General features: G+C 56.1%; 21 protein-coding genes. 10 read left to right on the top strand and 11 right to left on the bottom strand.

The annotated features are described in order from the left end of the window. Window positions 1–113 precede the first annotated feature (113 nt). The 5 genes from NHG65_RS12375 (at window position 114) to NHG65_RS12355 (ending at window position 4,474) form a co-directional block, all read left to right on the top strand. A complete protein-coding gene (locus NHG65_RS12375; RefSeq protein ID WP_207976959.1) occupies window positions 114–989 on the top strand; it encodes a LysR family transcriptional regulator in 876 nt (291 codons plus the stop codon). Window positions 990–1,132: 143 nt separating this feature from the next. Next, on the top strand, window positions 1,133–2,302 hold the full coding sequence (locus tag NHG65_RS12370) for a pyridoxal phosphate-dependent aminotransferase (protein WP_099061931.1): 1,170 nt from the start codon (window positions 1,133–1,135) through the stop codon (window positions 2,300–2,302). A gap of 132 nt (window positions 2,303–2,434) precedes the next feature. Continuing rightward, window positions 2,435–3,442, top strand: coding sequence for an alpha/beta fold hydrolase (locus NHG65_RS12365; RefSeq protein ID WP_099061930.1), 1,008 nt, complete (start codon window positions 2,435–2,437; stop codon window positions 3,440–3,442). A gap of 29 nt (window positions 3,443–3,471) precedes the next feature. Continuing rightward, entirely contained in the window at window positions 3,472–3,972 is a 501-nt protein-coding gene (locus tag NHG65_RS12360; RefSeq protein ID WP_499183400.1) for a GNAT family N-acetyltransferase, read from the top strand. A 142-nt stretch (window positions 3,973–4,114) separates the two neighbouring features. Next, on the top strand, window positions 4,115–4,474 hold the full coding sequence (locus NHG65_RS12355; RefSeq protein ID WP_099061928.1) for an AprI/Inh family metalloprotease inhibitor: 360 nt from the start codon (window positions 4,115–4,117) through the stop codon (window positions 4,472–4,474). A 39-nt stretch (window positions 4,475–4,513) separates the two neighbouring features. Here the strand turns inward: NHG65_RS12355 and NHG65_RS12350 are convergent, their stop codons facing one another. Both NHG65_RS12350 and NHG65_RS12345 read right to left on the bottom strand, forming a co-directional pair. Continuing rightward, a complete protein-coding gene (locus tag NHG65_RS12350) occupies window positions 4,514–5,035 on the bottom strand; it encodes a chromate transporter (RefSeq protein ID WP_099061927.1) in 522 nt (173 codons plus the stop codon). Beyond that, window positions 5,032–5,604 (bottom strand): chromate transporter, encoded by a 573-nt coding sequence (locus NHG65_RS12345; RefSeq protein WP_085116687.1) that lies wholly within the window; start codon window positions 5,602–5,604, stop codon window positions 5,032–5,034. Before NHG65_RS12345 ends, NHG65_RS12350 begins: the two co-directional genes overlap by 4 nt. Window positions 5,605–5,703: 99 nt before the next feature. On the opposite strand from NHG65_RS12345, the gene NHG65_RS12340 reads away from it, so the two are divergent. Then, the gene (locus tag NHG65_RS12340; RefSeq protein WP_219016121.1) at window positions 5,704–6,624 is read left to right on the top strand and encodes a LysR family transcriptional regulator; all 921 of its coding nucleotides are present in this window, start codon (window positions 5,704–5,706) and stop codon (window positions 6,622–6,624) included. On the opposite strand, the gene licT is transcribed toward NHG65_RS12340, so the two are convergent. From licT to NHG65_RS12325, 3 genes are read right to left on the bottom strand one after another with little or no spacing between them, the layout of a single operon-like run. Next, window positions 6,621–7,460: a BglG family transcription antiterminator LicT gene (gene licT / locus NHG65_RS12335; protein WP_099062080.1), complete on the bottom strand. Its 840-nt coding sequence runs from the start codon at window positions 7,458–7,460 to the stop codon at window positions 6,621–6,623. The two genes, NHG65_RS12340 and licT, sit on opposite strands and share 4 nt — an antisense overlap. A gap of 27 nt (window positions 7,461–7,487) precedes the next feature. Then, complete coding sequence (locus NHG65_RS12330) at window positions 7,488–8,900, bottom strand: glycoside hydrolase family 1 protein (protein WP_499183399.1); 1,413 nt, start codon at window positions 8,898–8,900, stop codon at window positions 7,488–7,490. Next, on the bottom strand, window positions 8,897–10,762 hold the full coding sequence (locus NHG65_RS12325) for a beta-glucoside-specific PTS transporter subunit IIABC (RefSeq protein ID WP_499183398.1): 1,866 nt from the start codon (window positions 10,760–10,762) through the stop codon (window positions 8,897–8,899). Before NHG65_RS12325 ends, NHG65_RS12330 begins: the two co-directional genes overlap by 4 nt. Before the next feature lie 587 nt (window positions 10,763–11,349). Here NHG65_RS12325 and NHG65_RS12320 point away from each other — a divergent pair. Next, entirely contained in the window at window positions 11,350–12,519 is a 1,170-nt protein-coding gene (locus tag NHG65_RS12320; RefSeq protein WP_207976972.1) for a cupin domain-containing protein, read from the top strand. A gap of 34 nt (window positions 12,520–12,553) precedes the next feature. On the opposite strand, the gene NHG65_RS12315 is transcribed toward NHG65_RS12320, so the two are convergent. From NHG65_RS12315 to NHG65_RS12305, 3 genes are read right to left on the bottom strand one after another with little or no spacing between them, the layout of a single operon-like run. Next, window positions 12,554–13,858: a cytochrome c gene (locus NHG65_RS12315; protein WP_207976974.1), complete on the bottom strand. Its 1,305-nt coding sequence runs from the start codon at window positions 13,856–13,858 to the stop codon at window positions 12,554–12,556. An 11-nt stretch (window positions 13,859–13,869) separates the two neighbouring features. Next, complete coding sequence (locus tag NHG65_RS12310) at window positions 13,870–14,328, bottom strand: (2Fe-2S)-binding protein (protein WP_499183397.1); 459 nt, start codon at window positions 14,326–14,328, stop codon at window positions 13,870–13,872. Window positions 14,329–14,341: 13 nt separating this feature from the next. After that, a complete protein-coding gene (locus NHG65_RS12305) occupies window positions 14,342–16,549 on the bottom strand; it encodes a xanthine dehydrogenase family protein molybdopterin-binding subunit (RefSeq protein WP_207976976.1) in 2,208 nt (735 codons plus the stop codon). A gap of 239 nt (window positions 16,550–16,788) precedes the next feature. On the opposite strand from NHG65_RS12305, the gene NHG65_RS12300 reads away from it, so the two are divergent. Together NHG65_RS12300 and hpxO are read left to right on the top strand one after the other, a co-directional pair. After that, window positions 16,789–17,283: a DUF1003 domain-containing protein gene (locus NHG65_RS12300; protein WP_261254902.1), complete on the top strand. Its 495-nt coding sequence runs from the start codon at window positions 16,789–16,791 to the stop codon at window positions 17,281–17,283. A 129-nt stretch (window positions 17,284–17,412) separates the two neighbouring features. Then, the gene (hpxO, locus tag NHG65_RS12295) at window positions 17,413–18,570 is read left to right on the top strand and encodes an FAD-dependent urate hydroxylase HpxO (RefSeq protein ID WP_219016114.1); all 1,158 of its coding nucleotides are present in this window, start codon (window positions 17,413–17,415) and stop codon (window positions 18,568–18,570) included. A gap of 34 nt (window positions 18,571–18,604) precedes the next feature. Here hpxO and NHG65_RS12290 read toward each other — a convergent pair whose 3' ends face one another. From NHG65_RS12290 to NHG65_RS12280, 3 genes are all read right to left on the bottom strand, one after another. Then, window positions 18,605–20,740, bottom strand: coding sequence for a peptidase domain-containing ABC transporter (locus tag NHG65_RS12290; protein WP_207977229.1), 2,136 nt, complete (start codon window positions 20,738–20,740; stop codon window positions 18,605–18,607). Between the two features lie 2 nt (window positions 20,741–20,742). Beyond that, the gene (locus NHG65_RS12285; protein WP_499183396.1) at window positions 20,743–22,011 is read right to left on the bottom strand and encodes an HlyD family secretion protein; all 1,269 of its coding nucleotides are present in this window, start codon (window positions 22,009–22,011) and stop codon (window positions 20,743–20,745) included. A 946-nt stretch (window positions 22,012–22,957) separates the two neighbouring features. After that, the gene (locus NHG65_RS12280) at window positions 22,958–23,704 is read right to left on the bottom strand and encodes a sulfite exporter TauE/SafE family protein (RefSeq protein WP_261417143.1); all 747 of its coding nucleotides are present in this window, start codon (window positions 23,702–23,704) and stop codon (window positions 22,958–22,960) included. Window positions 23,705–23,816: 112 nt separating this feature from the next. Here NHG65_RS12280 and NHG65_RS12275 point away from each other — a divergent pair, with 112 nt between their 5' ends. Then, window positions 23,817–24,698 carry a LysR family transcriptional regulator gene (locus NHG65_RS12275; RefSeq protein WP_499183395.1) on the top strand — a complete coding sequence of 294 codons (882 nt, stop codon included), beginning with the start codon at window positions 23,817–23,819 and terminating at the stop codon, window positions 24,696–24,698. Window positions 24,699–24,717 lie beyond the last annotated feature (19 nt).

Here is a 24,717-nt window from a genome sequence, read left to right as displayed (position 1 = left end):
TGCAAAATAAAAAGACTCGCCATTAAAGGCTCGATCAATCAACGTCTGGGTTTTATTATTAGCTTTCGTTTTTTGCGTAACTATAGAAATAATTGCCAATTGGTTTTCTAAAAATGAAAAATATGGATTGGAACGATCTGCGTTATTTTCTTTGTGTCGCAAGGCACGCCAGCCTGACCGGTGCAGCACAAGAGCTGGGAGTCAGCCAATCCACAGTCGCGAGGCGGGTTGCAGCACTGGAAGAAAGCCTTGGTACTGCGTTATTTGTACGCCATGCCACGGGCTATTATCTGACGGACAATGGGCACGACGTTCTGGCACGAGCCGAACAGGTTGAAGTACGGATCTTTGAACTGGAAAAGGGCTCATCCAGCCTGGACGCTACCGTTGCCGGCGTTGTCCGGCTGGCAACTGCCGAAACTATGGCCACCCGGATTATCATTCCTGCTCTACCGTTATTGGCCGCACGCTATCCCAGGTTACGGCTGGAGTTGATCACCGGTATCGGAATGGTTGATCTACCGCGCTATCAGGCCGATTTGGCTTTGCGTCTGGTGCGCCCCGAACATGGCAATTTAGTGATCCAAAAACTGGGGAATATGGCCTCTGCGGTGTATGCCAATCAGGATTACCTTACCCGGTACTCGCCCGAGGAAAGGCGCTTCATCTGCTGGGATAAAACCTATGCACATCTACCCGCCGCACAGTGGATGGAAAAGCATGGACATAGCCATGATCCGGTATTAACCACCAACAGTGTCGCGACACAATATGCAGCAGCCAAAATGGGTATCGGTTTAGCCGTCTTACCCTGCTTTATGGTGAGGAATGATGATCGACTGGTTCAAACGCAAATGCCGAAGGATGTATTTACAGAGGAATTGTGGCTGGTTGCGCATGCCGACGTCCGTGCCTCGGCGCGCGTTCGAGCGATAAGCGAATTTTTGCAGGATATTTTTAGAAAGGAAGACGCTGAATGGCATAAGTAAAAGCGTGTCACGGTGCAATTATTGACTTACGCTGGTGCACTATAGTGCACCAGATAATTTTAACTATTAAAAATCAACATATTAAAAGTTGGCATGTTTTCTGCCTGTTCTCCCTGTAACTTTATAAAAAGGAGAAAGGACACATGCAAGAAAGCAACACCTTAAACGTTAAGCGTAGGCAGTTATTAAAACTCTCTGGGGCCCTGGCCGGCGGTATCGCACTGGCAGGGTTGAATCGCAGCGCACTGGCGAATGTCGCATCAGGTAACGCACCGTTCACCACCCCCACCGCAGATAATCCGATCCGCATCAACTTCAACGAAAACCCCCTCGGCATGTCACCCAAGGCACAAGCGGCCGCGCGCGATGCGGTGGTAAAAGCCAATCGCTATGCCAAGGACGAGATCGTCGCCCTGCGCAGTAAGCTGGCCAGCCTGCATCAGGTGCCGGAAAGCGCGATCTTGCTCACTGCCGGGTCGTCTGAAGGGATACGCGCAGCCGTAGAGGCTTACGCCACGCTGGATACTCAGTTGGTGATCCCGGAGCTGACCTACGGCGACGGCGAGCATTTTGCCAAAATTGCCGGCATGAAAATCACCAAAGTGCCGATGCTCGCAGGCTGGCAGTTTGACATCGATGGCCTGAAACAGGCGGTTGCGAGCTACAGCGGGCCGTCGCTGGTCTATCTGGTCAACCCCAATAACCCCACTGCGACCATCACACCGGCCGATTTAATCGAACCCTGGATCGCCGCCAAACCGGCCAATACCATGTTCATTGTCGACGAAGCTTACGCCGAGTTTGTTAACGACCCGCGTTTTCGTTCGGTCAATCCGTTAGTCAGCCAAGGGGCAGATAACGTTATCCTGCTGAAAACATTTTCAAAAATCTTTGCCATGGCCGGCATGCGCGTGGGTTATGCCGTTGCTCAACCGGCGATTGTCGCACATCTGAGCAACCACGTTGCCGGTGAAAAAATCAACTTTTGCGGCGTCGATGCCGCACTGGCCTCACTGGATGACCAGGCCTTCATTACTTACAGCAAAAAAAGTAACGATACTTCACGCCAGATCCTGCTGGATGCATTAATAGCGTTGAAAATTCCCTATCTGCCGTCCGAAGGCAATTTTGTCTTTCTCCAACTCAGCGGGCCGCTGAAAGAGTTCCAGCAGCACATGAAGCAAGCCGGTGTATTGATTGGCCGCGCCTTCCCACCGGCGGATGCCTGGTGTCGCATCTCGCTCGGTACGCCGCAGGAAATGACCTTTGTCGCCAAAACCCTGTACGAGTTCCGTACCAAGGGCTGGGTATAGTGGCCCTGATACGCTAAACCACCGCCGCCAGTTCGCTGGCGGTTATCATTCGACAACACCCTTTTTCATCCTGAAAACCACTCTATTATGGCTATACTCAGACTCTTGCCGATTTTTCATAAGGAGATCAGGATGCTGAGATTTTCCCGCCTCTGGTTGCTATCCGCCGCCCTCACCGCCTTTACGGCTGGCGCGGCAACCGAAACGCCGAAGTACGGGCAGGAACTGCAGGGCTTTCACTACCCTTATCCCCTGGAGCAGTACAACTTTAGCTCTCAAGGGCAGCCGTTAAGCATGGGTTATATGGACGTGCCGCCAGAAGGTGAAGCCAATGGTCACACTGCGGTGCTGATGCACGGCAAAAACTTTTGTGCCGCCACTTGGCAAGACACTATCAAGGCGCTGAGCAAAGCCGGTTACCGGGTGATCGCGCCGGACCAAATCGGTTTTTGCAGTTCGACCAAACCACAGCATTACCAATACAGCTTCCAGCAGTTGGCGCAGAACACCCACGCGTTGCTCAATAACCTGAAAATCAGTAAAGCGGTGATCGTCGGCCACTCCACCGGTGGCATGCTGGCAACGCGCTACAGCCTGATGTATCCGCAAGCGGTTGAGCGACTGGTGATGGTGAACCCAATTGGGTTGGAAGACTGGAAGGCCAAGGGCGTGCCATGGCGCAGCGTCGATCAATGGTTCGAGCGCGAGTTGAAAACTTCCGCTGCCGGTATCCGGCAATATGAGTTGAATACCTACTATGTCGGCCGCTGGAAACCAGAATATGACCGCTGGGTCGATATGCTGGCCGGGCTGAACAACGGGCCGGGGCATCGCCTGGTGGCCTGGAACTCGGCGCTGATTTACGACATGATTTTTACCCAGCCGGTGTACTACGAATTTAAGGATCTGCAAACACCGACCACGCTGATGATTGGCACCGCTGACACTACCGCCATCGGCAGCGACATCGCCCCGCCAGCGGTCAAGGCCAAACTGGGGCATTATAATCTGCTGGGTAAACAGGTGGCGAAATTGATCCCGCATGCCCGCCTGATCGAGTTCCCGGGGCTGGGCCATGCGCCACAGATGGAACAACCTGCGCAATTTAATCAGGCGCTGATCAAGGCATTGCAGCCATAACCCTCTCGATACAGGACAGGAAACCCTCCATGCTTGATATTAAAATTCGCCGCCTGCAAGCAGAAGACGCCGAGGATTTTCGGACTATCCGGCTTTCGGCTTTAAAAAAGTCCCCCGAGATGTTCGGCTCGCTTTATTCGGTTGAGGCTATGAGACCGCTACCGTTTTTTGCCGAAAGACTTGCCAACTGCGCCGTATTCGGTGCCTATTCAGACGGCAAGATCGTGGGGATTATGGTATTCAGGCAGGCCGAGGGGATTAAAGATGCCCATAAGGCTTCCCTGACCGGGGTATTTGTTGAACCCGAATTCAGAGGCCAGGGGATCGCCCATGCACTGCTAAAAGCGGTCATTGACTATGGTTCCAACCAGGTCGAGCAGATACTGCTGACGGTTGTAGCCGACAACGATACCGCAATCAGCCTCTACAAAAAATACGGTTTCGAGCCCTATGGCGTGGAACCTCGAGCTTTAAAAACCGAACAGGGTTATCTCGACGAAATGCTGATGGTGCTTATTTTTCGCCGGTAAACGAGCATTAAAACCCCTTGCCCTTTACTCACCCAGCACCAGGGATCGTGCTATGGTATTAGCGGATTTCAGTAAGGAGTGGCCGATGTCGAGATTTCTATGTTTACGCACACTACGGCGCGTTGCCCTGACAGGAGTTGTTATGAGCCTTATGTTAAGCAGCACCAGCTTTGCCAGTTCACTGCCCCTGCTGGCCCCCTCTGCACTGAAAGGGCACTGGCAGTTGAATGATGCGGAAAACAACGCCGCCACCTGTGACGTTGAATTAAGTGATGAACTGATCGAAGGTACCAACGCCTACCGTTTTACCGCCTCGACACAGTGTCTGCAGCCGCTGGCCCTGACAGAACTGCCGGTTGCCTGGCGCCCAACGCCGGACGGTATGACGTTAACCAACGCCGACGGCAGCATGGTCGCGTTCCTGGCGCTGACGGCCCCTAAGCACTATGAAGTGATGAACCATAACGGCAAGCCGCGCTTTACGCTGACACCACGCCAATAACCTGCTTTTCTGGCATGGCGGCAGCGTAAAAATCTGCCGTCACGCCACCAACAATCCCATTAACGCCCCGCCCGCCAGCACCCATAGCGGATGAATGCGCTTGCTCATGCTCACGAGCGTGGCCAGCAGAATAATCGCCGCCAGCGGCCAGCTTGGCGCGGAAGCCTCGGCAATCAGCACCCCACTCGCCGCCACCAAACCGACGGTAACCGGCACCAGACCGCTCTGCACTCTGCGCCGCCAGGGTTTGTCCTTGAAACGCCGCCATGCACCCATCACCAACAGGGTGACAATCGACGACGGGCCAAACTTGGCTACCGAAGAAACCAGCAGCCCGGCCCAGCCGGCCACGTGCCAGCCAATCAGCGGCACGATCATCATATTCGGCCCCGGTGCAGCCTGCGCCATGGCGAACAGCGCACTAAACTCCTGTGCGCTCATCCATTGGTGAACCTCCACCACCTGACGCTGCATTTCCGGCAGAATGGTCATGCCGCCACCGAACGCCAGCAACGACAGCTCCGTGAAGATCAGCGCCAGCGAGATCAAGATGCCCGTCATGAACGGCTCCTCCACCCCATCAGCAGAATGCTCAACGGTGCCAATACCAGCATGGTCGGTAATAACGGCAGACGCAGCCAGGCGATGGCGATCAGGCTGAGTGCGACAATCGCCAGTGCCAGCCATTTACCGCGCAGCGGTAACAGCATTTTTACCCCGGTGGACAACAGTAAACCTGCTGCCGCCGCGGCCAACCCGGCAAACACGTGCTGCACATGTGCATCGTTCTGGAAGCGGGCATAGACCATGCCCAGTCCCACCACAATCGCCGTCGGCGCACTGATCAGCCCCAACAGTGCACACAAGGCCCCCCGCAGACCGCGAAACTCCATGCCAACGGCTACAGAAAGGTTGATCACGTTGCCACCGGGCAAAAACTGACACAGCCCCAGCAGTTCGGTGAACTGTTCACCGCTCAGCCAGCGACGATCCTCCACCAGCATGTTGCGCGCCAGCGGCAGTACGCCGCCAAAGCCCATTAACCCAAGCATCAGAAAGCCCCAAAATAACTCGCCATTACCCGGCGGTGACGCAAGTTGGCTGTTTTTTACCGCATCAGATTCAGACATTGCCGCTTCCACATTGCTTATTATGATGGCTGGTATGATGCGCGTCGCCATGCCATGCTGTCTAATGCATTTCATAAGCAACAAGGATACCTTTAGGGTATGGCTATGATCGAACTTCGCCGCCTTCGGGCGTTCGTTACCGTGGTAGAAGAAGGCAATATTACCCGCGCCGCCGAACGTCTGTTTATTCAGCAGCCGCCGTTAACCCGCCTGTTGCAGGGGCTGGAAGATGAGCTGGGGGTAAAACTGTTGCAGCGCCTGCCGCGCGGCGTGCGCGTCACCGAAGCCGGCAATGTGCTGTTCAATGAAGCGCGTGCTCTGTTGGCACGTGCGGAACATCTGACCGAAGCGGTACACCGTGCCGCACGCGGCGAACAGGGGCATATTGCCATCGGCTTCACCAGCTCCGCCGCACTGCATCCGTTTGTACCAAACCTGCTGCGCCGCTACCGTGAGATCCTGCCGGGCATTACCACCCAGTTAGAAGAAGCCGGCAGCGGTGAGTTACTGGATGCACTGGTGGATGAAAGGCTCGACGTGGCCTTTGTGCGTTCACCGGTGGGCGGCATTCCCGGATTGACGATTGAACCGGTGCTGCGCGAACCGATGTTGGTCGCGCTTCCGGTGGGTCATCGGCTGGCGGTTAACGGCGAACAACCACTGCCGCTGACCGCGTTAACCCACGAAGCCTTTATTCTGTACCGTCGACCTGCGGGCCAGGGGTTATACGATGCCATTCTGGCCGCCTGTCACCGCGCCGGGTTCAGCCCCCGGGTGATCCAGGAAGCGCCGCGCCTGCCCGCCACCCTCAGCCTGGTGGGCGCCGGTTTGGGGCTGTCAATCGTGCCGGCCTCGATGCGGCGGCTGGGCGGTGACGGCATCGTCTATCGGGCGATTAGCGATCAGGCCCAGCTCAGTGCGCCGCTTTATCTGGCGCTGCGCAGCAACCGATCCTCGGCCATCATTAACCGCTTTTGCGATCTGGTGGCCGAAGCGGTCAGTGAGCAATCGCCCGGCTAATCCTGCTTGTCGGCGATGCGCGTCAGGTGGATCACCAGATACAGCAGCTCATCGTTCGACATTTCCATCTGCAACAGATTCTTCACGTAGTCGCGGATCAGCAGCGCACCGCGATAGGCATGCGGATATTCTTTGGTCACCTGGGCAAAGATAAAATCGTCTTTCGACGCCATCTGTTGCCCTTCAACCATGCGCTGAATAAAAAACTGCATGTGCACCAGAAAACGCGAGTAGTTAAGCGAGTCGGTATCGATATTGATGCGAAAATGGTATTTGATGATATTGAAAATGTCCTTCAACATCTTCACCGCCAGCAGCGTATGCTCCATGTTTTGCACATCGGTCTGACCATTAACCAGATGGAAAGCGATGTTGCCCGCCTCTTCTTCCGGCAGGCTAATGTTCAACCGCTGGTTGATGTGCGCCAGCGCCTGCGTCGCCACCGCGAACTCCTGCGGATAAAAACGCTTCACCTCAAACAACAGACGGTTCTGAATGGCAATGCCCTTGTGATAACGCTCAATGGCAAAGCTGATATGGTCCGCCAGCGTGAAGAAAATCTGCTCGTTAATCCGCCCATTGAGCTGCCGATTGGCCTCCGCGAGGATCATCTGCACGATCTCGATATGCTCTTCCGGCGTGGATTCTATCAGCCGCAGGTAATCACGGCCCTTTTGGCCGTTTTGCACCACATACACTTTCTCTATCGCGGCCGGGTCGAGAACGTCACCCACTTTGCTGTTAAAGCCAATACCCTTGCCCATAGCAATAACTTCATTGTTATCGTCGTCAGTCGATAGCACCAGGCTATTATTGAGTACCTTAATGACTTTCATCGTCGCGGCCATCACCCTTTATTTTTATTAGCGTTGCCGGCCATCGGAGGCAATCAGCCGTTGATACCAGTCAAAACTGCGCTTTTTGATCCGCCGCAGATCTTTCAGATCCTGCTCACCCCGGTTGACATAGATAAACCCGTAACGCTTGGCATAGCCCTGATGAGTGCTGACCACGTCTATCGCCGCCCAGGGGCAATAGCCAATCAGTTCTACCCCATCGTTGATCGCCAACTGCATCTGTTCGACGTGCTGTTTCATAAATTCAATGCGGTAATCATCGTTAATTGTACCATCGGCCTGTAACTCATCCGGGGCGCCGATGCCGTTTTCGGTAATTAATATCGGCAAGTGGTAGCGTTCAGCCGTTTTGCGCAGCGTTAGCCGTAATCCAACCGGGTCGATCACCCAACCGTAGCGGGTTTTGCCGACAAACGGGTTCTCCGCCGCACGGTACACGCCTGGCTCTCCCAGCATGATTTGCTGATCGCCGGCGCGTGCACTGATGTCCGAGGCGTCGCCGCGGCTGGCGGCAATAGTGGCTGTCGAATAGTAGTTTATTGCCACATAGTCCGGTTTGCCCTGCTGCAATAGCGCCGCATCGCCCGGTTCCGTCTGCGGTGCCAGTTCGCGATCCTGCAAATAACGCCATGCCAGTGGGTTATAGCGGCCATGCACCGCCACGTCGAGGAAGCTCCAGCAACGCAGCGTTTCCCAATTATGGGCGGCGATAGCATCCAGCGGGTGGCAGGTTTCCTGGTACATCGAGGTGGTGTTAATCGCCGGGCCAATTTTCCCGCCCGGGCAGCGTTGATGGCACAGCGCCATCACCCGCGCCTGGGCCACCAGCATATGGTGGCTTTGCTGATACAGCACCCGTTTGGACGGCAGTTCGCCGCTCTTTGGCGTACCAATGGCTCCCGGGTGCAGGATCATGGTGTTCTGCTCGTTGATGGTCAGCCAGTACTTCACCCGATCGCCAAAGGCGTCGAACAGCACCCCGGCATACTCGACAAAGGCGTCAATAGTGGCGCGATCAGACCAGCCGCCCTGCTGTTCAAGCACGTAAGGCAGATCGAAATGGTACAGCGTTACCACTGGCTCAATGCCATGGCCCAGCAGTTCATCAATCAACTGGCGGTAGAAATCCAGCCCGGCGGCATTCACCTCGCCGGTGCCACTGGGCAGCACCCGCGTCCAGGCAATCGAAAAACGGTAGGCCTTCAGCCCCAACTCCGCAAACAGCTTCACGTCCTCACGAAAACGGTGATAGTGATCGCTGGCAACCTTAAAATCCGCGGTTTCCTGCGGGTGATCGAGCATATCCACAATCGACGGGCTTTTGCCGTCCTCATCCCAGGCCCCCTCCACCTGATAGGCGGAGGTGGAAGCCCCCCACAGGAAATCTGCGGGGAAATCGTTCAGTCGTTGATAAATCATGCCTGCTCCGGCTGCGTATTATTGAGGCTGATGATCGGCTCACCGAAGCCCAGACTGCCCGGCTGACGGCAGCTCAACTGCGGGAAGGCTTCACTGTTGACCACCAGAACCGGCGTGGTGAGGTCGTAACCCAGCCCGGCGATTGCCGCCAGGTCAAAACGCACCAGTTCGTCACCCACCTTGACCCGGTCACCCACTTGCAGGTTGGAGCTAAAATGCTGCCCTGCCAGATTGACGGTATCGATGCCGATATGCACCAACAGTTCGACGCCGTTGTCACCCTTGATACCCACCGCATGCTTCGACGGCAGGAAGGTCACCACCTCACCGTTCAGTGGCGCACGCAGCAGCCCTTCCTGTGGCAGGATCGCCACGCCCTGGCCCAATAGCCCCTGGGAAAAGACATCGTCGTTAACCTGGTCCAGGGCCACCAGTTGACCGGACAGCGGACTGAAAATTTGCTGATCACCGTCGCTGACAGGATCCGTCACCGCCGTATCCTGCTCTTCGACCGGATCTTCAAAGCCCAGGATCCAGGTCAGCGCAAAAGTCACCACGATGGCGATGGCGCAGGTGACCAGCGCGTGGACGATATTCATCGGGTTTTCACCGATAAATGCCGGCAGCGCCGCCAACCCCGGAGAGACAAAGGCGTAGCGCACCAACCCGCTCAATCCGGCATAGATACCGGCACAGCCGCCACCGATCATCGCCGCAATCAGCGGTCTGCGCAGCTTGAGCGTCACGCCGTACAGCGAAGGCTCGGTAATACCCAACAGCGCGGTAAAACCGGCGGAGGATGCCAACTGGCGCAGATTTTTGTTTTTGGTACGGAAGGCCACACACAGGGTTGCGGCACCCTGCGCAATGTTGGAGGCCAACATGCCCGGTCCGTTAATCATTTCGAAACCGTTCTTGCTCAATTGACCGGTCGCAATCGGCGTCATTGCCCAGGCGGTGCCGGTGATCACCAGGAAGGGTTGTAACCCGCCCATCAGCATCGGGATCAGCCAACTGGCTTTGCCGTCGACAATAGTCGCACCGGCGGCAACCAGATCGTTAAGGAAAATACCGAAGGGGCCCACCACCACCAATGCCAGCGGCGCGGTAACCAACAGGATAATCATCGGCTTGGTGAAGAATTTGATCATCGTCGGCGAAATTTTCTCGGCAAAGCGCTCGATATAGGACATCAGCCAGACGGTGAAAATAATCGGTAGCACCGAACCGGCATAATCCGCCATTCGTACCGGGATACCAATGAAATCAATCGGCGTGCCAGCTGCCAGCATCTGCGCCAGATTGGGGTGCAACAACACCCCCGCAATGGTCATGGCCAGTATCGGATTACACTCGAACTTGATCGCCGCGCCGTACGCCAGCAGTACCGGCAGGAAAAAGAAGGCTGCGTCAGCAATGGTGTCCAGCAGATGATAGGTTGGGCTGGCGGCATCTATCGTCCCGGTCAGCTTGAGGATCGCCAGCAGCGCCTTAATCATCCCCGCGCCGGTGATCGCCGGGATCACCGGCGTGAAAGTGGTAGAAATCACACTGATAATCTGCGAAATCACCCCGCCGCGGGCCTGGGATTTCTTTTCGCTCTGCCGGTCGCTGAGATCGCCAATTTCTTTTTGCAGCGCGCGGAAGGTTTGCTGCACGTTGTTACCGACCACGATCTGGAACTGGCCGCCGCGCTCCACCACGCTGATCACCCCCGGCAAAGCCTCGATGGCTTTCGCCTCTACCTTGCTGTCATCATTAAACTCCATGCGCAAGCGAGTGGCGCAGTGCGTCAGCTTGCTGACGTTGGCCTTGCCCCCAACCCTTGCCAGTATTTCCAGGCCCAGCTGTTTGTAATCCATCGAATTTCCCCGGTAAAAAATGCAAAAAAAAGACCAAAATCAAAATGCACCTCATCGCATGGAGAGGTGCATTCCTATTTTGGTCTTGCCTGCCTGAGCAGTAACACGCCGTAATAAAAATGTCTGGCGATCGCTAAGATCGCGGCGAAAGTATCGCCATAATTGTGTTTTTTCAGCAAGGGTCTTCGTTAAGCTTTGTGAGTAGCATCACCTTTTCCCGAAAATGCACTGCAATGTTACCGACCTCGCCCCGCTTTGGCGCATCCGCGTTTAATTAACCGATTAAAATAGCACTGACCATAAAACAACTCCGCCAGTGAATTAATTTCGTTTATGCTTTATTTAATTAAAAACAGGATTTAATTGATACCGATGCATTATTATTTAAAAAGTAATTTAATAATCACAACCACACTCAATTAGTAACACAAACAAATACATTATTAACTGCGAAGGTAAATTTACCCACTATGATTTAACCGTCGCCGAACATTTCCACCTCGGCAATAGACACCTGCAAACAATAAAATAAACAGATAAATCCTGCTGTTGTTTCAGCAGGCACTCTATATTTTGGAGAAAGTTATATGATATCGCGTCGTGATATATTAAAAGCCTCCGCAGTGAGTGCGGCGGCAGCCAGCGTTATGGGGGGTATGATTAAGTCTGCCAGTGCCGACGATCACCGTAATATTGTTCCGCCCAGTTCTTTCCAACCCGCCGCCGATGCACAAGGCGTATATAAATATATCTTTTCTCACAGTAAAAAACGCAGCCTGCCCAACGGTTGGGCCAGAGAGGCCACCGTCGAACAATTCCCCATTTCCGAGGGCGTTGCCGGGGTAGATATGACGCTGGAACCGGGCGGTGTGCGTGAGTTGCACTGGCACGCCATTGCGGCTGAATGGGCGTTTATGCTGGAAGGCCATGCCCGCATCACCATCATTGACCCGGAAGGCAAGTGTGAAGTGGCGGACTTCGGCCCAGGCGACGTCTGGTACTTCCCCAAAGGTTACGGACACTCGATTCAGGCGCTGGCAGACGGCGCACATTTCATCCTGACTTTTGATAACGGCCACTTTTCCGAGTTCGGTACTTTCAGCATTACCGACTGGGTGGCACACATGCCCAAAGAGGTGTTGGAAAAAAGCGTCAATATGCCGGCAGCGGTGTTTTCCAAAGCCAAACAGGGTGAAGCCTATATTGTCGGCGGTGCCGTTCCACCGGCGCTTCCCCTGCCTAGCAACGACGGCGGCTTGAATAATGCCCCTCTGACTCACCGTTATGAATTAATGAAAAAGAAACCTTTTTTTGAAAATGATGCCGGCAGTGTGCACCTGGTTTCATCGAAGGAGTTTCCTATTTCCACCACCATCACCGGGATTATTGAAATCGTCAAGCCCGGTGCAATCCGAGAGCTGCACTGGCACCCCAACGCCAATGAATGGCAGTATTATATTTCCGGAAAAGGTCGCATGACGGTATTCAGTTCACACGGCCATGCACAGACCGAAGAATATGCACCGACCGATGTTGGCTATGTACCACAGGGGTTTGGTCATTACATTGAGAATATGGGTGATGAAGATCTGAAGGTATTGATCGTACTGGATAACGGTATTTACCAGGATATTTCGCTGTCGGACTGGCTGGCAAAAACCCCGGTCTATCTGTTGGCGGATAACTTCAATAACCAGATTGCCGACTGGCAGGATCGCCCCAAGGATAAACTGGTGATGTCTCGCCGCAGAAGTTGATGGGTATGGCGAGGGGTTTCCCCCTCGCCGATGATTACTGCTTACGCTGCTCCGCGACCTGTTTAGCGGTCACTTTGCCTTGTTTTTCACCAAACTGACCCACCACGTAGTTAGCCACCGCAGCCACTTCCTCATCCGAGTATTGAGCGCCAAAGTCCGGCATCAACTCGTGCTGCTCACCGATGCTGATACGCGTTCCTTTGAGGATCGCCTGCACCACGCTGCGCCCTTGTGGATCGTTAACGGCAGTGCTGCCGACCAGAGAGGCATACTTACTCTGGCGGCCGGTACCATTCCACTGATGACAACCGCTGCAATCGCCGGCAAACAGCCGACGCCCCAGCGAATCTTCCTGCCCACCCGGCAATATCGCACTGGAGGACGTTGCCCCTTTCGGCTGCAGATTCACCTCGCTGGCACTGTCGGTGGCGATCGGTTCGATATTACGCAGGTATTTCACCAACGCCTGGTTATCCTCCGGCGTCAGGTATTGCAGGCTGTTTTCCACCGCTTCTGCCATCGGCCCGGAAGCGCTGCTGCGCCCTGGCGCATGGCCGGTTGCCAGGTATTCTGACAGTTGCTGTTCGCTCCAGGCACCAATACCGGTCTGCTTGTCGGGGGTAATATTGGCGGCAAACCACCCCTGGATCACTTCACCGCTGAGGTTTTTGCTCTGATTGATGCCAAAGCCCAGATTACGCGGCGTGTGGCATTCGCTACAGTGCCCCAGGGCGGTCGCCAGGTAGGCTCCCCGGTTCCATTGCTCATCCTGATTGAGGTTCGGCTCGAAGCGTTTTTCATTGAAGAACGCCAAATTCCAGAACTTCATGCCCCAACGCTGGTTGAACGGGAACGACAGCCCGTTTTCCGGATTGGCCTGCTTTATCGGCGGCAGGCTGAACAGATAAGCCTTGATCGCCAGCACATCATCACGGCTCAGCGCGGTGTAGGAGGTATAAGGCATCGCCGGGTACAGATTGCCCTGTGGGCCGACGCCCTCACGCACCGCACGGACAAACTGATCGTCACTCCAGCCGCCGATGCCGGTTTCCGGATCCGCAGTAATGTTGGTGCCGTAAATGGTCCCGAACGGCAGTTTAAAGGCAAAACCACCGGCAAAAGGTTTCCCCCCCGGTGCGGTGTGGCAGGCCACACAGTCGGCGGCACGTGCCAGATACTCACCGCGCGCCAGTTTATCGCTAATGCCTGCCGGCGCACCGGCGATAGGCGCTGCAGGCTCCGGACCGACCGGGCGCAACAGGGTGTAGAGCGCGTAACCGCCCGCTATCACCACTACTGCGACAATCAGCCATAACAGCCATCTCAGGGCGTTGCTCATGAGTCTCTCCCTTAATCCAACGCCTTGGCGGCCTGGTGGATGGCGGCGCGAATGCGCACGTAAGTGGCGCAGCGGCAAACGTTGCCACTCATCGCCGCGTCAATATCTGCATCGCTCGGGTTCTTGCTCTGGGCCAGCAGTGCGCTGGCACTCATGATCTGGCCGGACTGGCAGTAGCCACATTGCACCACATCCAGATTGACCCAGGCCGCCTGCACCGCTTTGCCGGTCGGCGTTTCGCCGATCGCTTCAATGGTGGTGATTTTCTTGCCCTCGACGGCGGAGACCGGCGTCATGCAAGAACGCACCGGCACGCCGTCCAGATGGACGGTGCAAGCGCCACACATGGCGATGCCGCAGCCAAATTTGGTGCCGGTCAGCCCGGCTTCATCGCGCAGGAACCACAGCAGCGGCATATGAGGGTCGCCATCAAACGTCAGCGGTTGTTCATTTACGGTTAAAGTTATCATGCTGTTTTCCTTTTCAGACGCTGGCGTCACTGTTGGGACGGTGTAAAGGCAGGCTCAGTGAGCTGCGGGGGCGCCCGAGCAGCGCCAGAGCATTACCGACCGCCGGGGCGATGGTGGGCACACCCAGTTCACCCACGCCGGTCGGGGCTTCGCTTGAAGGCACGATAATCACCTCTATTTCCGGCATTTCGTCGATACGCAACGGACGGTAATTATTGAAGTTGGACTGCTCAACCACGCCGTCTTTTAACGTAATGTTGCCGTACAGTGCGATGCTCAGACCGTAGCCAATACCGCCCTCAATCTGCGCGCGGATCACATCCGGATTGACCGCCACGCCACAGTCCACGGCGCACCACACCTTGTGCACTCGCGGAATGCCCCCTTCGCCGATCGACACCTCGGCAATCTGCGCCACCCGGGTATTAAACGCCTTGGCGACGCCAACGCCGCGCGCGCGGCCATCCACCACCTTCGCACCCTGCCAGCTAGCGGCTTTCGCCACCGCCCGCAATACGCCGGCCTCACGCGGTGCATCCCCCATCAGCGCCAGCCGTCCCTCCACCGGATCCTGCCCGGTCTCCTGCAGCAGTTGATCGATAAAGCTTTCCACCGCGTGGCCGGTATGGGTACTGGCCACCGATCTCAGTGAGGTGGTAGGTACCTTGCCCGGCACGATATGGGCGTCACAAAGGAAGCTCTCAAAGGTATAAGGCACCTCGCTGGCACCTTCGATCATCATCTGATCGACGCCGTTTACCACCAGTGCCGTCATCGCACTATTGAGCGTCCAGGAGTGGCCGACGATAGTGTCACTCCAGCCCACCACCTTGCCGTCACGGATCGCCCCGCGCAGCCGATGCAGGATCATCGGGCGATACCAACCGTTGCGGATATCGTCCTCACGGGTCCATACCACCTTCACCCCGTGACCGGGGCCAATCGCCTTGGCTGCCCCCGCCATATCGGCAGCCAGATCCGGCCCCAACTGCGGGTTACCCAGATCGATGCGGCGACCAAAACTGCCGCCCGCCAGAATAGTTTCAATTTCTACCTTGTCCGGCGGCAATTTAAACAGATTGCACAGTTGTATTTGGTCGAGGGTTTGGATTTGGCAACCATAGCGCGCCTTGACGCTTTCGCCGTCCCAGAACAAATAGCCGTCCAGCGGCTCCATTGGTGCATGGGCGAGATAGGGAAAGGTGTATTCCGCTTCAATCACTTTGTCGGCTTTATCAAAAACCTGCTCCGGCTGGCCGTGGCTTTTGGCCACCGCACCGGGCTTTTGCGCCACCTGGCGAAACTCGGCGTAAATCTGCTCGGTATTGCGTCGTTCGGCCTGCGAGTCGTCCCACTCCACCTGCAGCTTTTCACGGCCCTGGATCGCCGCCCAGGTATTTTTGGCGTAGACCGCCACACCGGTGTCGGTCTGCTTCACCGCCACCACGCCCGGCACCGTCAGCGCATGGCTGGCGTCAAACGAGGCCACCTTGCCGCCAAACCGCGGCGGCTTTTTAATGGTCACGGTCAGCATGTCCGGCTCATGAATGTCCTGGGTAAATTGCGCCGAGCCGTTGGTCTTCGCCAGTGAATCCACCCGGTGCAAACCGCTGGCCTTGCCGATCAGGGTAAAATGGGAAGGATCTTTCAGGGTCAGCGTGGCGGGATCGGGCGGCGGCAACTGGGTGGCCAGCGCGGCAAACTCACCGAAGCCCGCTTCACGACCACTGGCAGCGTGGCGGATTTTCCCCGCCTGCACGGTGATTTCCTCTGCCGAGGTTTTCCAGCTTTGAGCGGCGGCCTGAACCAGCATTGCACGGGCCATCGCGCCCATGCGGCGCATTTGCTCATAGGCATTGGCCACCGAACTGGAGCCGCCGGTGCCCTGAAGACCGAATGACATATTTTTGTAGACGTTGCTATCGACCGGTGCGGCAACCACCCGCACCTGGGCCCAATCGGCGTCCAGCTCTTCGGCGACCAGCGTCGCCATGCCGGTATACACGCCCTGACCCACCTCGGTGTGTTTGCTGATAACGGTAACAATGCCGTCTTCGCCAATCTGCACAAAGGCATTGGCTTCAAAAGTGGTGTTTTCTGCTGCCGTGGCGGGGCTGGTTCGGGCCAGCGCACCGGTAGACGGCAGATAGGCGCCGATCACCAACGCGCCAGTGCCGACGATAAACCGCCGCCGGGTAAGCGGGACTTCGGGTAGTTTCATTGCTCATCGCTCCAAAATGCCGATCAACCTTGATCAATGCGGCGAAATCATTCTTTTTATGCGCGCCGTCTGCATGCACCAGCACGGCGAGCTAATAGTTAGCGTAGTCCATTAATTTGTCTGTTTAACATTTAGGCTGGGTTTTCTGTTGCGGATTTGTGCTGTGCACTGAGCGGGGATTTCTGCCCTCATGCTATAAATTAGGTATTTACTCATTAATCCTCACGAGCGTGAACACCATGTTGCAGACCAATAAAAAATTCCGTTTTTATCGCCCTCTGAAAAGTCTGACCCATACCTTTGGTGACCAATGGTTTGCATTGAAAGCGGAAGCCTTCGCCCGTTTTTTCGGTACACCGACGTTTTTGGTTGGCCAAACGGTGGTGGTGGCCGTCTGGATCTACCTCAATCTGGCGGGCTTCGCCAAGTTTGACCCCTATCCTTTTATTCTGTTGAACCTGGCATTCAGCTTACAGGCGGCCTATGCCGCCCCGCTGATCCTGCTGGCACAAACTCGGCAGGCCGAACGCGACCAGGCGCATGCGCTGACCGATGCTCAACACCGCGAGGATTTGGATGAGGCGATGGCGCAACGACAAACTCTTGCCGCGCAGCAATCTGAACAATTACTGGCGCTGTTGAAACAGAACACCGAGTTAACCACCCTGACCAAACAGATGGCCGAGCGCATTGAGAACCTGGCGATTCAGTTGGCAAACCGGGATCGCGCCTGAATTTGCCCCGCCACAGCCCATGGATTGCACCAAATTGCATCAGGCGACGGTCCGATGTCGCGCCAGCGCCTGATTTGCAGGCTGGTATGGAAATTGCTTCTCCCGATCATGGCTATGAAGGAGAAGAAGATGAAAGCAATCGTCATTGGCGGCGGCATCGGCGGTCTGTGTACCGCCATCGCATTGAAGCGTTGCGGTATCGACACCGAGGTTTTTGAAGCGGTAAAACAGATCAAACCGGTTGGAGCTGCGATTTCCATCTGGCCCAACGGTGTCAAATGTCTTAACTACCTGGGGATGAAGGACGCCCTGCGCGCACTGGGTGGCCCAATGCATTACATGGCTTATCAGGAATACCTGCACGGCCAGACCCTGACACGCTTTAGCCTGGATCCACTGATCGCCAGCGTCGGTGAACGCCCTTACCCGGTAGCCCGCGCCGAACTGCAGGCGATGTTGCTGGACACTTACGGCAGCGACCAGGTGCACTTCGGCAAACGCGTCAGCGGCATTGAAGAAACTCCGCAGGGTGTCACCGCCTGGTTTGAAGACGGCAGCCAGGCCAGCGGCGATTTTCTGATCGCCGCCGACGGCACCCATTCCGTCATTCGTCCTTATGTACTGGGCCACGGGGTGGATCGTCGCTACGCCGGTTACGTTAACTGGAACGGGCTGGTGACCATTGATGAATCCATCGCCCCGGCCGACCAGTGGACCACCTTTGTCGGTGAGGGGAAACGCGTGTCTTTGATGCCGGTTTCTGACAACCGCTTCTACTATTTTTTCGATGTGCCGCTGCCTACCGGATTACCGGAAGACCGCAGCACCGCACGTGCCGATTTGCAGCGTTACTTTGCCGGTTGGGCCGAGCCGGTACAGAAGCTGATTGCCGCACTCGATCCCGACACCATCAACCGCATTGAGATCCACGATATCGAACCCTTCGAACAACTGGTGCGTGGGCGCGTGGCCTTGCTGGGTGACGCCGGGCACAGCACCACACCGGATATCGGCCAGGGCGGCTGCGCGGCCATGGAGGACGCAGTGGTACTGGCGATTGCCTTGCAAACCAACTCGCTGGGCATTGAAGACGCGCTGCTGCGCTATCAGGAAAAACGCAGCTATCGGGTGAAGGATTTGGTACTGAAGGCGCGCAAGCGCTGCGACGTGACCCATGGCAAAGAGATGGAGATCACCCGTAGCTGGTATGAGGAGCTAAAAACCGAAACCGGCGAGCGTATTCTCTCCGGCATGAAAGAAACCATTATGGGCGGGCCGCTGGCCTGAGTCGCTTCCCCTCGCGACTCGATACGGGGCGACCTCAGGTTTTAAGACTACGTATGCGTCCCGCCGCCAGTTCGATCACCCGGTCCGCCGTGGCGATCGTTTCCGGCCGGTGGGCGATCAGTAGAATGGGCAGGCCAAGCTGACGCAAGGTCCGGCCGATCAGCATTTCATTATTGATGTCCAAATGACTGGTGGCTTCATCCAGGATCAGCAGTCGTGGCTGTTTGTACAATGCCCGCGCCAACAGCAAACGCTGTTTCTGTCCGGCGGACAGGGTGCCGCCCATTTCCCCGATTAACGTCTGATAGCCCATCGGCAACTTATCGATGTCCTGCTCCAGCTGCGCCAAACGGGCGCACTCGCTGAGCTTTTGCTTATCCACCCGCGAAGAGAAAAATGTCAGGTTATCCGCGATAGAGCCGCGAAACAGTTGATCCTCCTGCAACACCACGCCGATATGCTGACGAACCTGTGGATACTCCGCCTGCCGGTGCTCAATGCCCAGTGTACATATCACCCCGGCGGTCGGTGGATATAACCCCAGCACCAGCTTGGCCAGCGTGGTCTTGCCGCTGCCGGAGGCACCAACCAGCGCCACCACCTCGCCGGGCATAATCTGCAACGAGACTTGCGACAGGATCTCCCGCTCGGTGCCGGCATAGTTAAAACTGACCTGATCCAGACTCAACGCCGGCCGATCGCTCGGCCAGACGCAGGCGGCTGATGGCACACCCGCACCGCCCGCCGCCTGCGACGCCGCATCTTCACGCGTTGCCAGCACGATATCCGCCAACCTTTCGTTATAGACATCCAGCATTCGGTAAGCGACCAGCTTGTCGATCAACCCGTTGATGCTGGACGAGAAGCGGCCCTGAAAAGACATATAGGCCACCAGCATGCCCACCGAAAACTGACCGGCCAGTACCGCGCTGGCTCCCAGCCACAGCACCGCTGCCCCCACCACGCTGCCGATCACCGTCTGCATAATGCCGTAAACCATCATCAGTTTGCTTTCACGCAGCTGAGCATTGCGACGGGCGACGTTAAGGTTACGCCAGACCGATTCCCGCGGCGTCAGCGCTCCGTTGACCCGCAGGCTCAACACCCCGCGCAGGCTTTCCAGAAAGTGGCTGGATTCCTGGGTGCCGGCGACCCAGCTGTCTTCTGCCGCTTTACGCAGCGTACTGAACCAAAACAGCCGCAGCAGGCCATAAACCAGGGCGGCCACCAAGGCCACCAGGGTTAATTTGGCACTGTAGAAAAACATCATGGTGAGGGTACCCACCACCAGCAACACATCCAGAAAGGCTTCAAGCAACGTGGTGGTCAGGGTGTCCTGAATGGTGTCGACCGCATCGAATTTGGCGCTGATATCCCCCATGTTGCGCGCCTCAAACCAGCCAATCGGCAGCCGCAGCAAATGGTGAAACACGTTCGCCGTCCACTGCATGTTGAAATTGACCGCCATGGTGAGGGTCGCCCACTGGCGGGCCAGTTCCAGTAGCGTCTGGGTCGCGGCCATCAGCAACATGGCAATGACGATCAGCGTCAGCAGGCTGGCGTCCAGCGCCACCAAAACCTCATCAATCACCAGTTGGTTGATCAACGGGCCGATCAGCGCAAACACTTCGAGCGCCAGGGCAAAACAAAAGATCCTGCCCAGCGCGGCCTTCAGCCCCTGGGTTTTGCCAATCAGATCCATCAGGCGGATCTTTTTACGTTGGTCTTTGGCTGCAAACTGGTGAGTGGGCGTCAGCTCCATCGCGACGCCGGTAAAATGACGGTCCGCCTCCCGCAGGCTCATTTTTACCTGGCCGCGCGCCGGATCGTGCAGTTCCAGCGTTTGCCCCCGTACCCGCTTGAGCACCGTAAAGTGATTCATGTCCCAGTACAAAATGCAGGGCAGTGCCAACTGGTGCAATTCTTCAAGCTCCAACTGCACCGCGCGTCCGCTTAAGTGCAAGTGTTCGGCGCAGCTCATCAATTGCGAAAATGTCATACCAAGCTGCGAAACGTTAAATTGCGCGCGCAGCGTGGGCAGATCAACCCGATGCCCATGCCAACCGGCGATCATCGCCAGACAGGCCACGCCACACTCCGCCGATTCTGTCTGGCGGATCAACGGCAGGCGCTTGCGCCATCCCCAGTTAATCACTTCGGTAACGTCCATGTTCAGATCCTCCCTTGCAGGCTCCATAATGGCTCCAGCAGCCACTCGTACAGGCGACGACTGTCCAGTTCTACATCTGCGGAAACGGTCATGCCGACGCGCAAGGGCTCCTGCCGGCCATAAGCCGTAATGGTGGGTTTATCCAAGGCTACGATGACGCGGTAATGCCCTTCGTTTTCCTTCCACACCATCGGGTTTTGCAGCATTGCTTCGCTGGCGCTGAGGCTGGTGTCGGTAATCGCCTGGGTGGCACCATATTGCACGCCAAACTTTTCATAGGGGAATGAGGCAAAGCGCAGCCCCACCCGTTGTTGGGGTTTGATAAACCCGACCGCTTTACTCGGGGCAAAGAGTTCGACCTGCAATTGTGCATCGTCGGCAACCATCATCAGTAAGGGATCGCTTTGTTTTACCGTCTGCCCGGCCCGGGCCAACACCACGGCGATATGGCCATCCACCGGCGCAGTCAGCGTATGATCGCGCTGGCCACCCAGTTCGATTTGTTGCTGTTTAATGCCCAGCAACTGGCGTTCAAGTTCGGCGTCACGTGCCTGCTGCTGCTGTTCCAGGGTCCGCAGCTCTGACGCCGCCGCGGCCAGCTCGCGTTGTAGCCGTACCTGCGCCTGTCGCTGCAGCTCAACCTTTTCCTGCGCCTTCGCCAGCGCCATTTGCTGCTGCTGGAATTCAAGCTCTGAGACATAGCCTTTGGCGATCAGCTTGCGGTAACGCCCCATCAGCGACTGGGCCAGTTGCGCCTGCTGCTGAACCAGCACCATTGCCGCCTCTGTGCTGGCCAACTCCTGATTGAGCTGCGCGATGCGCTGGCGCACGCCGGTTTGTTGCAGGACACGGGTCGCCAGCTCTTGAGCACGCTGATGTTCCAGCATGCGATATTGGCGATTTAATGAATCAGAAACCGAGGCCAGAGTACCGATACCCTGCCCATTGAAATATTCGCCGCTGAGCCGATACAGCGCCTGCCCGGCCTTGACCGCCGCCCCCTCCGCTACCAGCCGTTCGGTGACCTGCCCGGCGCTGCGCGCCACCACCTTGATCAATCCGCTGGACGGCATCACCACCCCCTCCAGCCGCGCTTTGCGGGTATATTCACCCAGTATCAGAAATAGCATGATGGCTAGCACCAGCAGAATGCTGACCCAGGCATAGGCGGTTAAACTGAGGTTGGCGGGGATAATCACTTCACCCTCGGCCCTGGTGGCCTGAGCGGCAAAATAACCCTCGCGGTAAAGCTGGGGGGGACGTCCTGTCATTGGGGGTTACACCTTTATCGGCATTATAGGTCGATAATCAGCTTACTGACCGCGACGCTTCCATTTATGGACAAATCTTCGCGCCGAGATATATATTATTTTCATCAAGGTCATTGTCCCTAACAGCACAAAGAAATAAATCATCCACTTGGCAACCTCACAAGGGATATTGATCCTGAACAGACCGCTATACTGGCTAAGACCCACAATAAAAAACAAATTATGGGATAGCGTAACGCTAATAATGCTAATAATAAAAGCCGACCAAAACGTCTTCATAAAAGACACCACTTCAACATTAACATGCAACCATGCCAATATCTGGCATAGCCGCATTATACTAAGGTGATATACGTATTTATTACCAATTGCAGGTGCCGCCATTATAAGTACCAGAGTTGCTTCTTGACGCATTTTGCGAACCGTTCCCACTACCAAAACAAGAATTCAGCGCACCAATTGATGAAGTTACCGTAGTGCCAATAACAGCTCTAGTGCCTCGAGCAATGAGGCCTCCCACCACTCCTCCAAATACAGCAAAACCCAGTGCACGTGCGCACTCTGAGCTAATTATAGGGGTTGAAGCAACTGCTGGGTTGTAAGTCTGCCTCCCGTAGTTAGCGGATATCCCGCGGCCATAGTGATTTACTCTGGTCCGGGTATCGACGCTGCTTTCACCACCACCGCCAATCATCATAATTTCGGTTCTCGTTAACGCCTTCATAATACTCCCTTATTTGTTTATAATGTTCATATTTAAACTCTATCATAGATCCGCATACAGCAGACATAGATATAAACATGCGCCACCGCCATGTCAATATATAAAGCCATTTACGCCAATATAATCACCGCGACTAAAAACAATAAATTACACGAAGCAGTTAACTGCACCACCAATATATACTAGCAAGTCTCCAACTAAATTAAAACCATTTACTCGAAGTCAATTAACTCCCTGCCACAATATTTCAATCCCCAGAGCCAATAATCCGATAAAGAAACAGCGGCGAAATACTGCCGGGCGACAGTGTCTACGCAGCACGCCACCCAACCACATCCCCACCAGTGCAGGAACCAATGCCAATGAAGACGTGCCCAGCAACGCCCCCGGCAATGCATGCTGCCACGCCAGCCCGGCGGCGAGTGCCAATGTCGAAACGGTGAATGACAGTCCCAATGCCTGCACCAGATCGTCACGTGCCAATCCCAATGCATTTAAATAAGGTACTGCCGGGATCACAAATACCCCGGTAGCACCGGTAATCAACCCGGTCAGCACACCACACAGAGGCCCCAACCCGCGTTCAACCGCTGGTGATATTTGCCACTGAAAATGGCTAAAGCCCAACAGCGCGTAGACCACCAGACAGACTCCCAACGCCAGCGGTGCCAGCGGGTTATTACCAGCGGTCAGAGTGCCCGTGGTCAGCAATGTCCCCAATGCGACACAGGCCATCATTGGCCACAACCTGCGGCAAAGTGCGCGGACGTCCGGCCCGGTGAACAACTGCCAGAAATTAGTCACCAGCGACGGCACCAACAGCAGCGCCGCTGCCTGCCCCGGGGGCATCAGCAGGCTGAGCAACCCCATAGACACCGTCGGCAGCCCCAGTCCAATCACCCCTTTTACCGTGCCCGCCAGCATAAAGATGCCGAGCAAGGCTAAAATTTCGGGTAGCGTCAACGACATAGGTCTATCCTTCCATCATTATCCCTTAGTGGATGGATTGTCTGCAGCCCTTGCCTGCCGCACAATGCGGCAATCACTGAGCCAGCCTGTGGCAAACACGTAGGAGAAGCCGATGCATTTCGATTTTACCGACCTGCGGTTGTTTGTCGCCGTGGCGGAAGCCGGCAGCATCACCGCGGGGGCCGATCGCGCCTGCCTGTCGCTGGCATCAGCCAGTGCGCGCATTCGTGGGTTGGAGCAACAGGCCGGTGTTCAACTTTTGGCTCGGGGCGCACGGGGGGTACAAACTACCCTGGCCGGTGAACGCCTGCTGGGCCATGCCCGTCTGCTGTTACAGCAAAGTGAACTGCTACGGGGCGATATGGCCGAGTTTTCCCCGGGCAGCGCCTGTCATTTACGTATCCTCGCCAATACCGTCGCCGCCAGCACCTTTCTACCGGAGTTGCTGGCCGACTATCTGCTGCTTCACCCACAGACGGATATTGTGCTGGAAGAACTGCCCAGCACGGCAATCAGCCAGTCGATCCTCGATCAGACTGCGGATATCGGCATTGTCGCCAACCATGCCGACCTGCGCGGACTGGAAAGCTACCCGTTCCGCCAGGATCGCCTGGTGCTGGCGCTACCGGTCGATCACCCATTAGCTGACCGCGCCAGTGTCAGTTTTAGCGAAACGCTGGCCTATGACTTTATTGGCTTGAGTGACAACAGCGCACTGCAGCAACATTTGACACAACACGCCGTACGCAACGGTAGCCCGATGCGTTTACGCGCACGGGCAGGCAGCTTTGAAGTGGTGTGTCGGATGGTAACGCGCGGTGCCGGTATCGCCGTGGTACCGGAAGAGATCGCCCGGCAACGGCCGGGCATGCAAGTCAGGATTATCGCGCTGGACGATGCCTGGGCCACGCGACAGCTGTCTATCGTAGTGCGTCAGTTGGCCCAGTTATCGCTACCGGCACAGCGGCTCGTTGCTTTCCTGCAACCGCATTAGCAGCGCTTTCTAACCATAA

The organism is Serratia myotis (assembly GCF_027474885.1).
Taxonomy (GTDB): Bacteria; Pseudomonadota; Gammaproteobacteria; order Enterobacterales; family Enterobacteriaceae; genus Serratia; species Serratia proteamaculans.
The sequence above is the reverse complement of the archived record's forward strand: the minus strand, read 5'-3'. Positions and strand labels throughout refer to the sequence as shown.

What these genes read in the sequence shown, in the direction of transcription:
- NHG65_RS12375 (WP_207976959.1), top strand. Translation starts at nt 114, where the DNA reads ATGAAAAATATGGATTGGAACGATCTGCGTTATTTTCTTTGTGTCGCA.
- NHG65_RS12370 (WP_099061931.1), top strand. Translation starts at nt 1,133, where the DNA reads ATGCAAGAAAGCAACACCTTAAACGTTAAGCGTAGGCAGTTATTAAAA.
- NHG65_RS12365 (WP_099061930.1), top strand. Translation starts at nt 2,435, where the DNA reads ATGCTGAGATTTTCCCGCCTCTGGTTGCTATCCGCCGCCCTCACCGCC.
- NHG65_RS12360 (WP_499183400.1), top strand. Translation starts at nt 3,472, where the DNA reads ATGCTTGATATTAAAATTCGCCGCCTGCAAGCAGAAGACGCCGAGGAT.
- NHG65_RS12355 (WP_099061928.1), top strand. Translation starts at nt 4,115, where the DNA reads ATGAGCCTTATGTTAAGCAGCACCAGCTTTGCCAGTTCACTGCCCCTG.
- NHG65_RS12350 (WP_099061927.1), bottom strand. Translation starts at nt 5,035, where the DNA reads ATGACGGGCATCTTGATCTCGCTGGCGCTGATCTTCACGGAGCTGTCG.
- NHG65_RS12345 (WP_085116687.1), bottom strand. Translation starts at nt 5,604, where the DNA reads ATGTCTGAATCTGATGCGGTAAAAAACAGCCAACTTGCGTCACCGCCG.
- NHG65_RS12340 (WP_219016121.1), top strand. Translation starts at nt 5,704, where the DNA reads ATGGCTATGATCGAACTTCGCCGCCTTCGGGCGTTCGTTACCGTGGTA.
- licT (WP_099062080.1), bottom strand. Translation starts at nt 7,460, where the DNA reads ATGAAAGTCATTAAGGTACTCAATAATAGCCTGGTGCTATCGACTGAC.
- NHG65_RS12330 (WP_499183399.1), bottom strand. Translation starts at nt 8,900, where the DNA reads ATGATTTATCAACGACTGAACGATTTCCCCGCAGATTTCCTGTGGGGG.
- NHG65_RS12325 (WP_499183398.1), bottom strand. Translation starts at nt 10,762, where the DNA reads ATGGATTACAAACAGCTGGGCCTGGAAATACTGGCAAGGGTTGGGGGC.
- NHG65_RS12320 (WP_207976972.1), top strand. Translation starts at nt 11,350, where the DNA reads ATGATATCGCGTCGTGATATATTAAAAGCCTCCGCAGTGAGTGCGGCG.
- NHG65_RS12315 (WP_207976974.1), bottom strand. Translation starts at nt 13,858, where the DNA reads ATGAGCAACGCCCTGAGATGGCTGTTATGGCTGATTGTCGCAGTAGTG.
- NHG65_RS12310 (WP_499183397.1), bottom strand. Translation starts at nt 14,328, where the DNA reads ATGATAACTTTAACCGTAAATGAACAACCGCTGACGTTTGATGGCGAC.
- NHG65_RS12305 (WP_207976976.1), bottom strand. Translation starts at nt 16,549, where the DNA reads ATGAAACTACCCGAAGTCCCGCTTACCCGGCGGCGGTTTATCGTCGGC.
- NHG65_RS12300 (WP_261254902.1), top strand. Translation starts at nt 16,789, where the DNA reads ATGTTGCAGACCAATAAAAAATTCCGTTTTTATCGCCCTCTGAAAAGT.
- hpxO (WP_219016114.1), top strand. Translation starts at nt 17,413, where the DNA reads ATGAAAGCAATCGTCATTGGCGGCGGCATCGGCGGTCTGTGTACCGCC.
- NHG65_RS12290 (WP_207977229.1), bottom strand. Translation starts at nt 20,740, where the DNA reads ATGGACGTTACCGAAGTGATTAACTGGGGATGGCGCAAGCGCCTGCCG.
- NHG65_RS12285 (WP_499183396.1), bottom strand. Translation starts at nt 22,011, where the DNA reads ATGACAGGACGTCCCCCCCAGCTTTACCGCGAGGGTTATTTTGCCGCT.
- NHG65_RS12280 (WP_261417143.1), bottom strand. Translation starts at nt 23,704, where the DNA reads ATGTCGTTGACGCTACCCGAAATTTTAGCCTTGCTCGGCATCTTTATG.
- NHG65_RS12275 (WP_499183395.1), top strand. Translation starts at nt 23,817, where the DNA reads ATGCATTTCGATTTTACCGACCTGCGGTTGTTTGTCGCCGTGGCGGAA.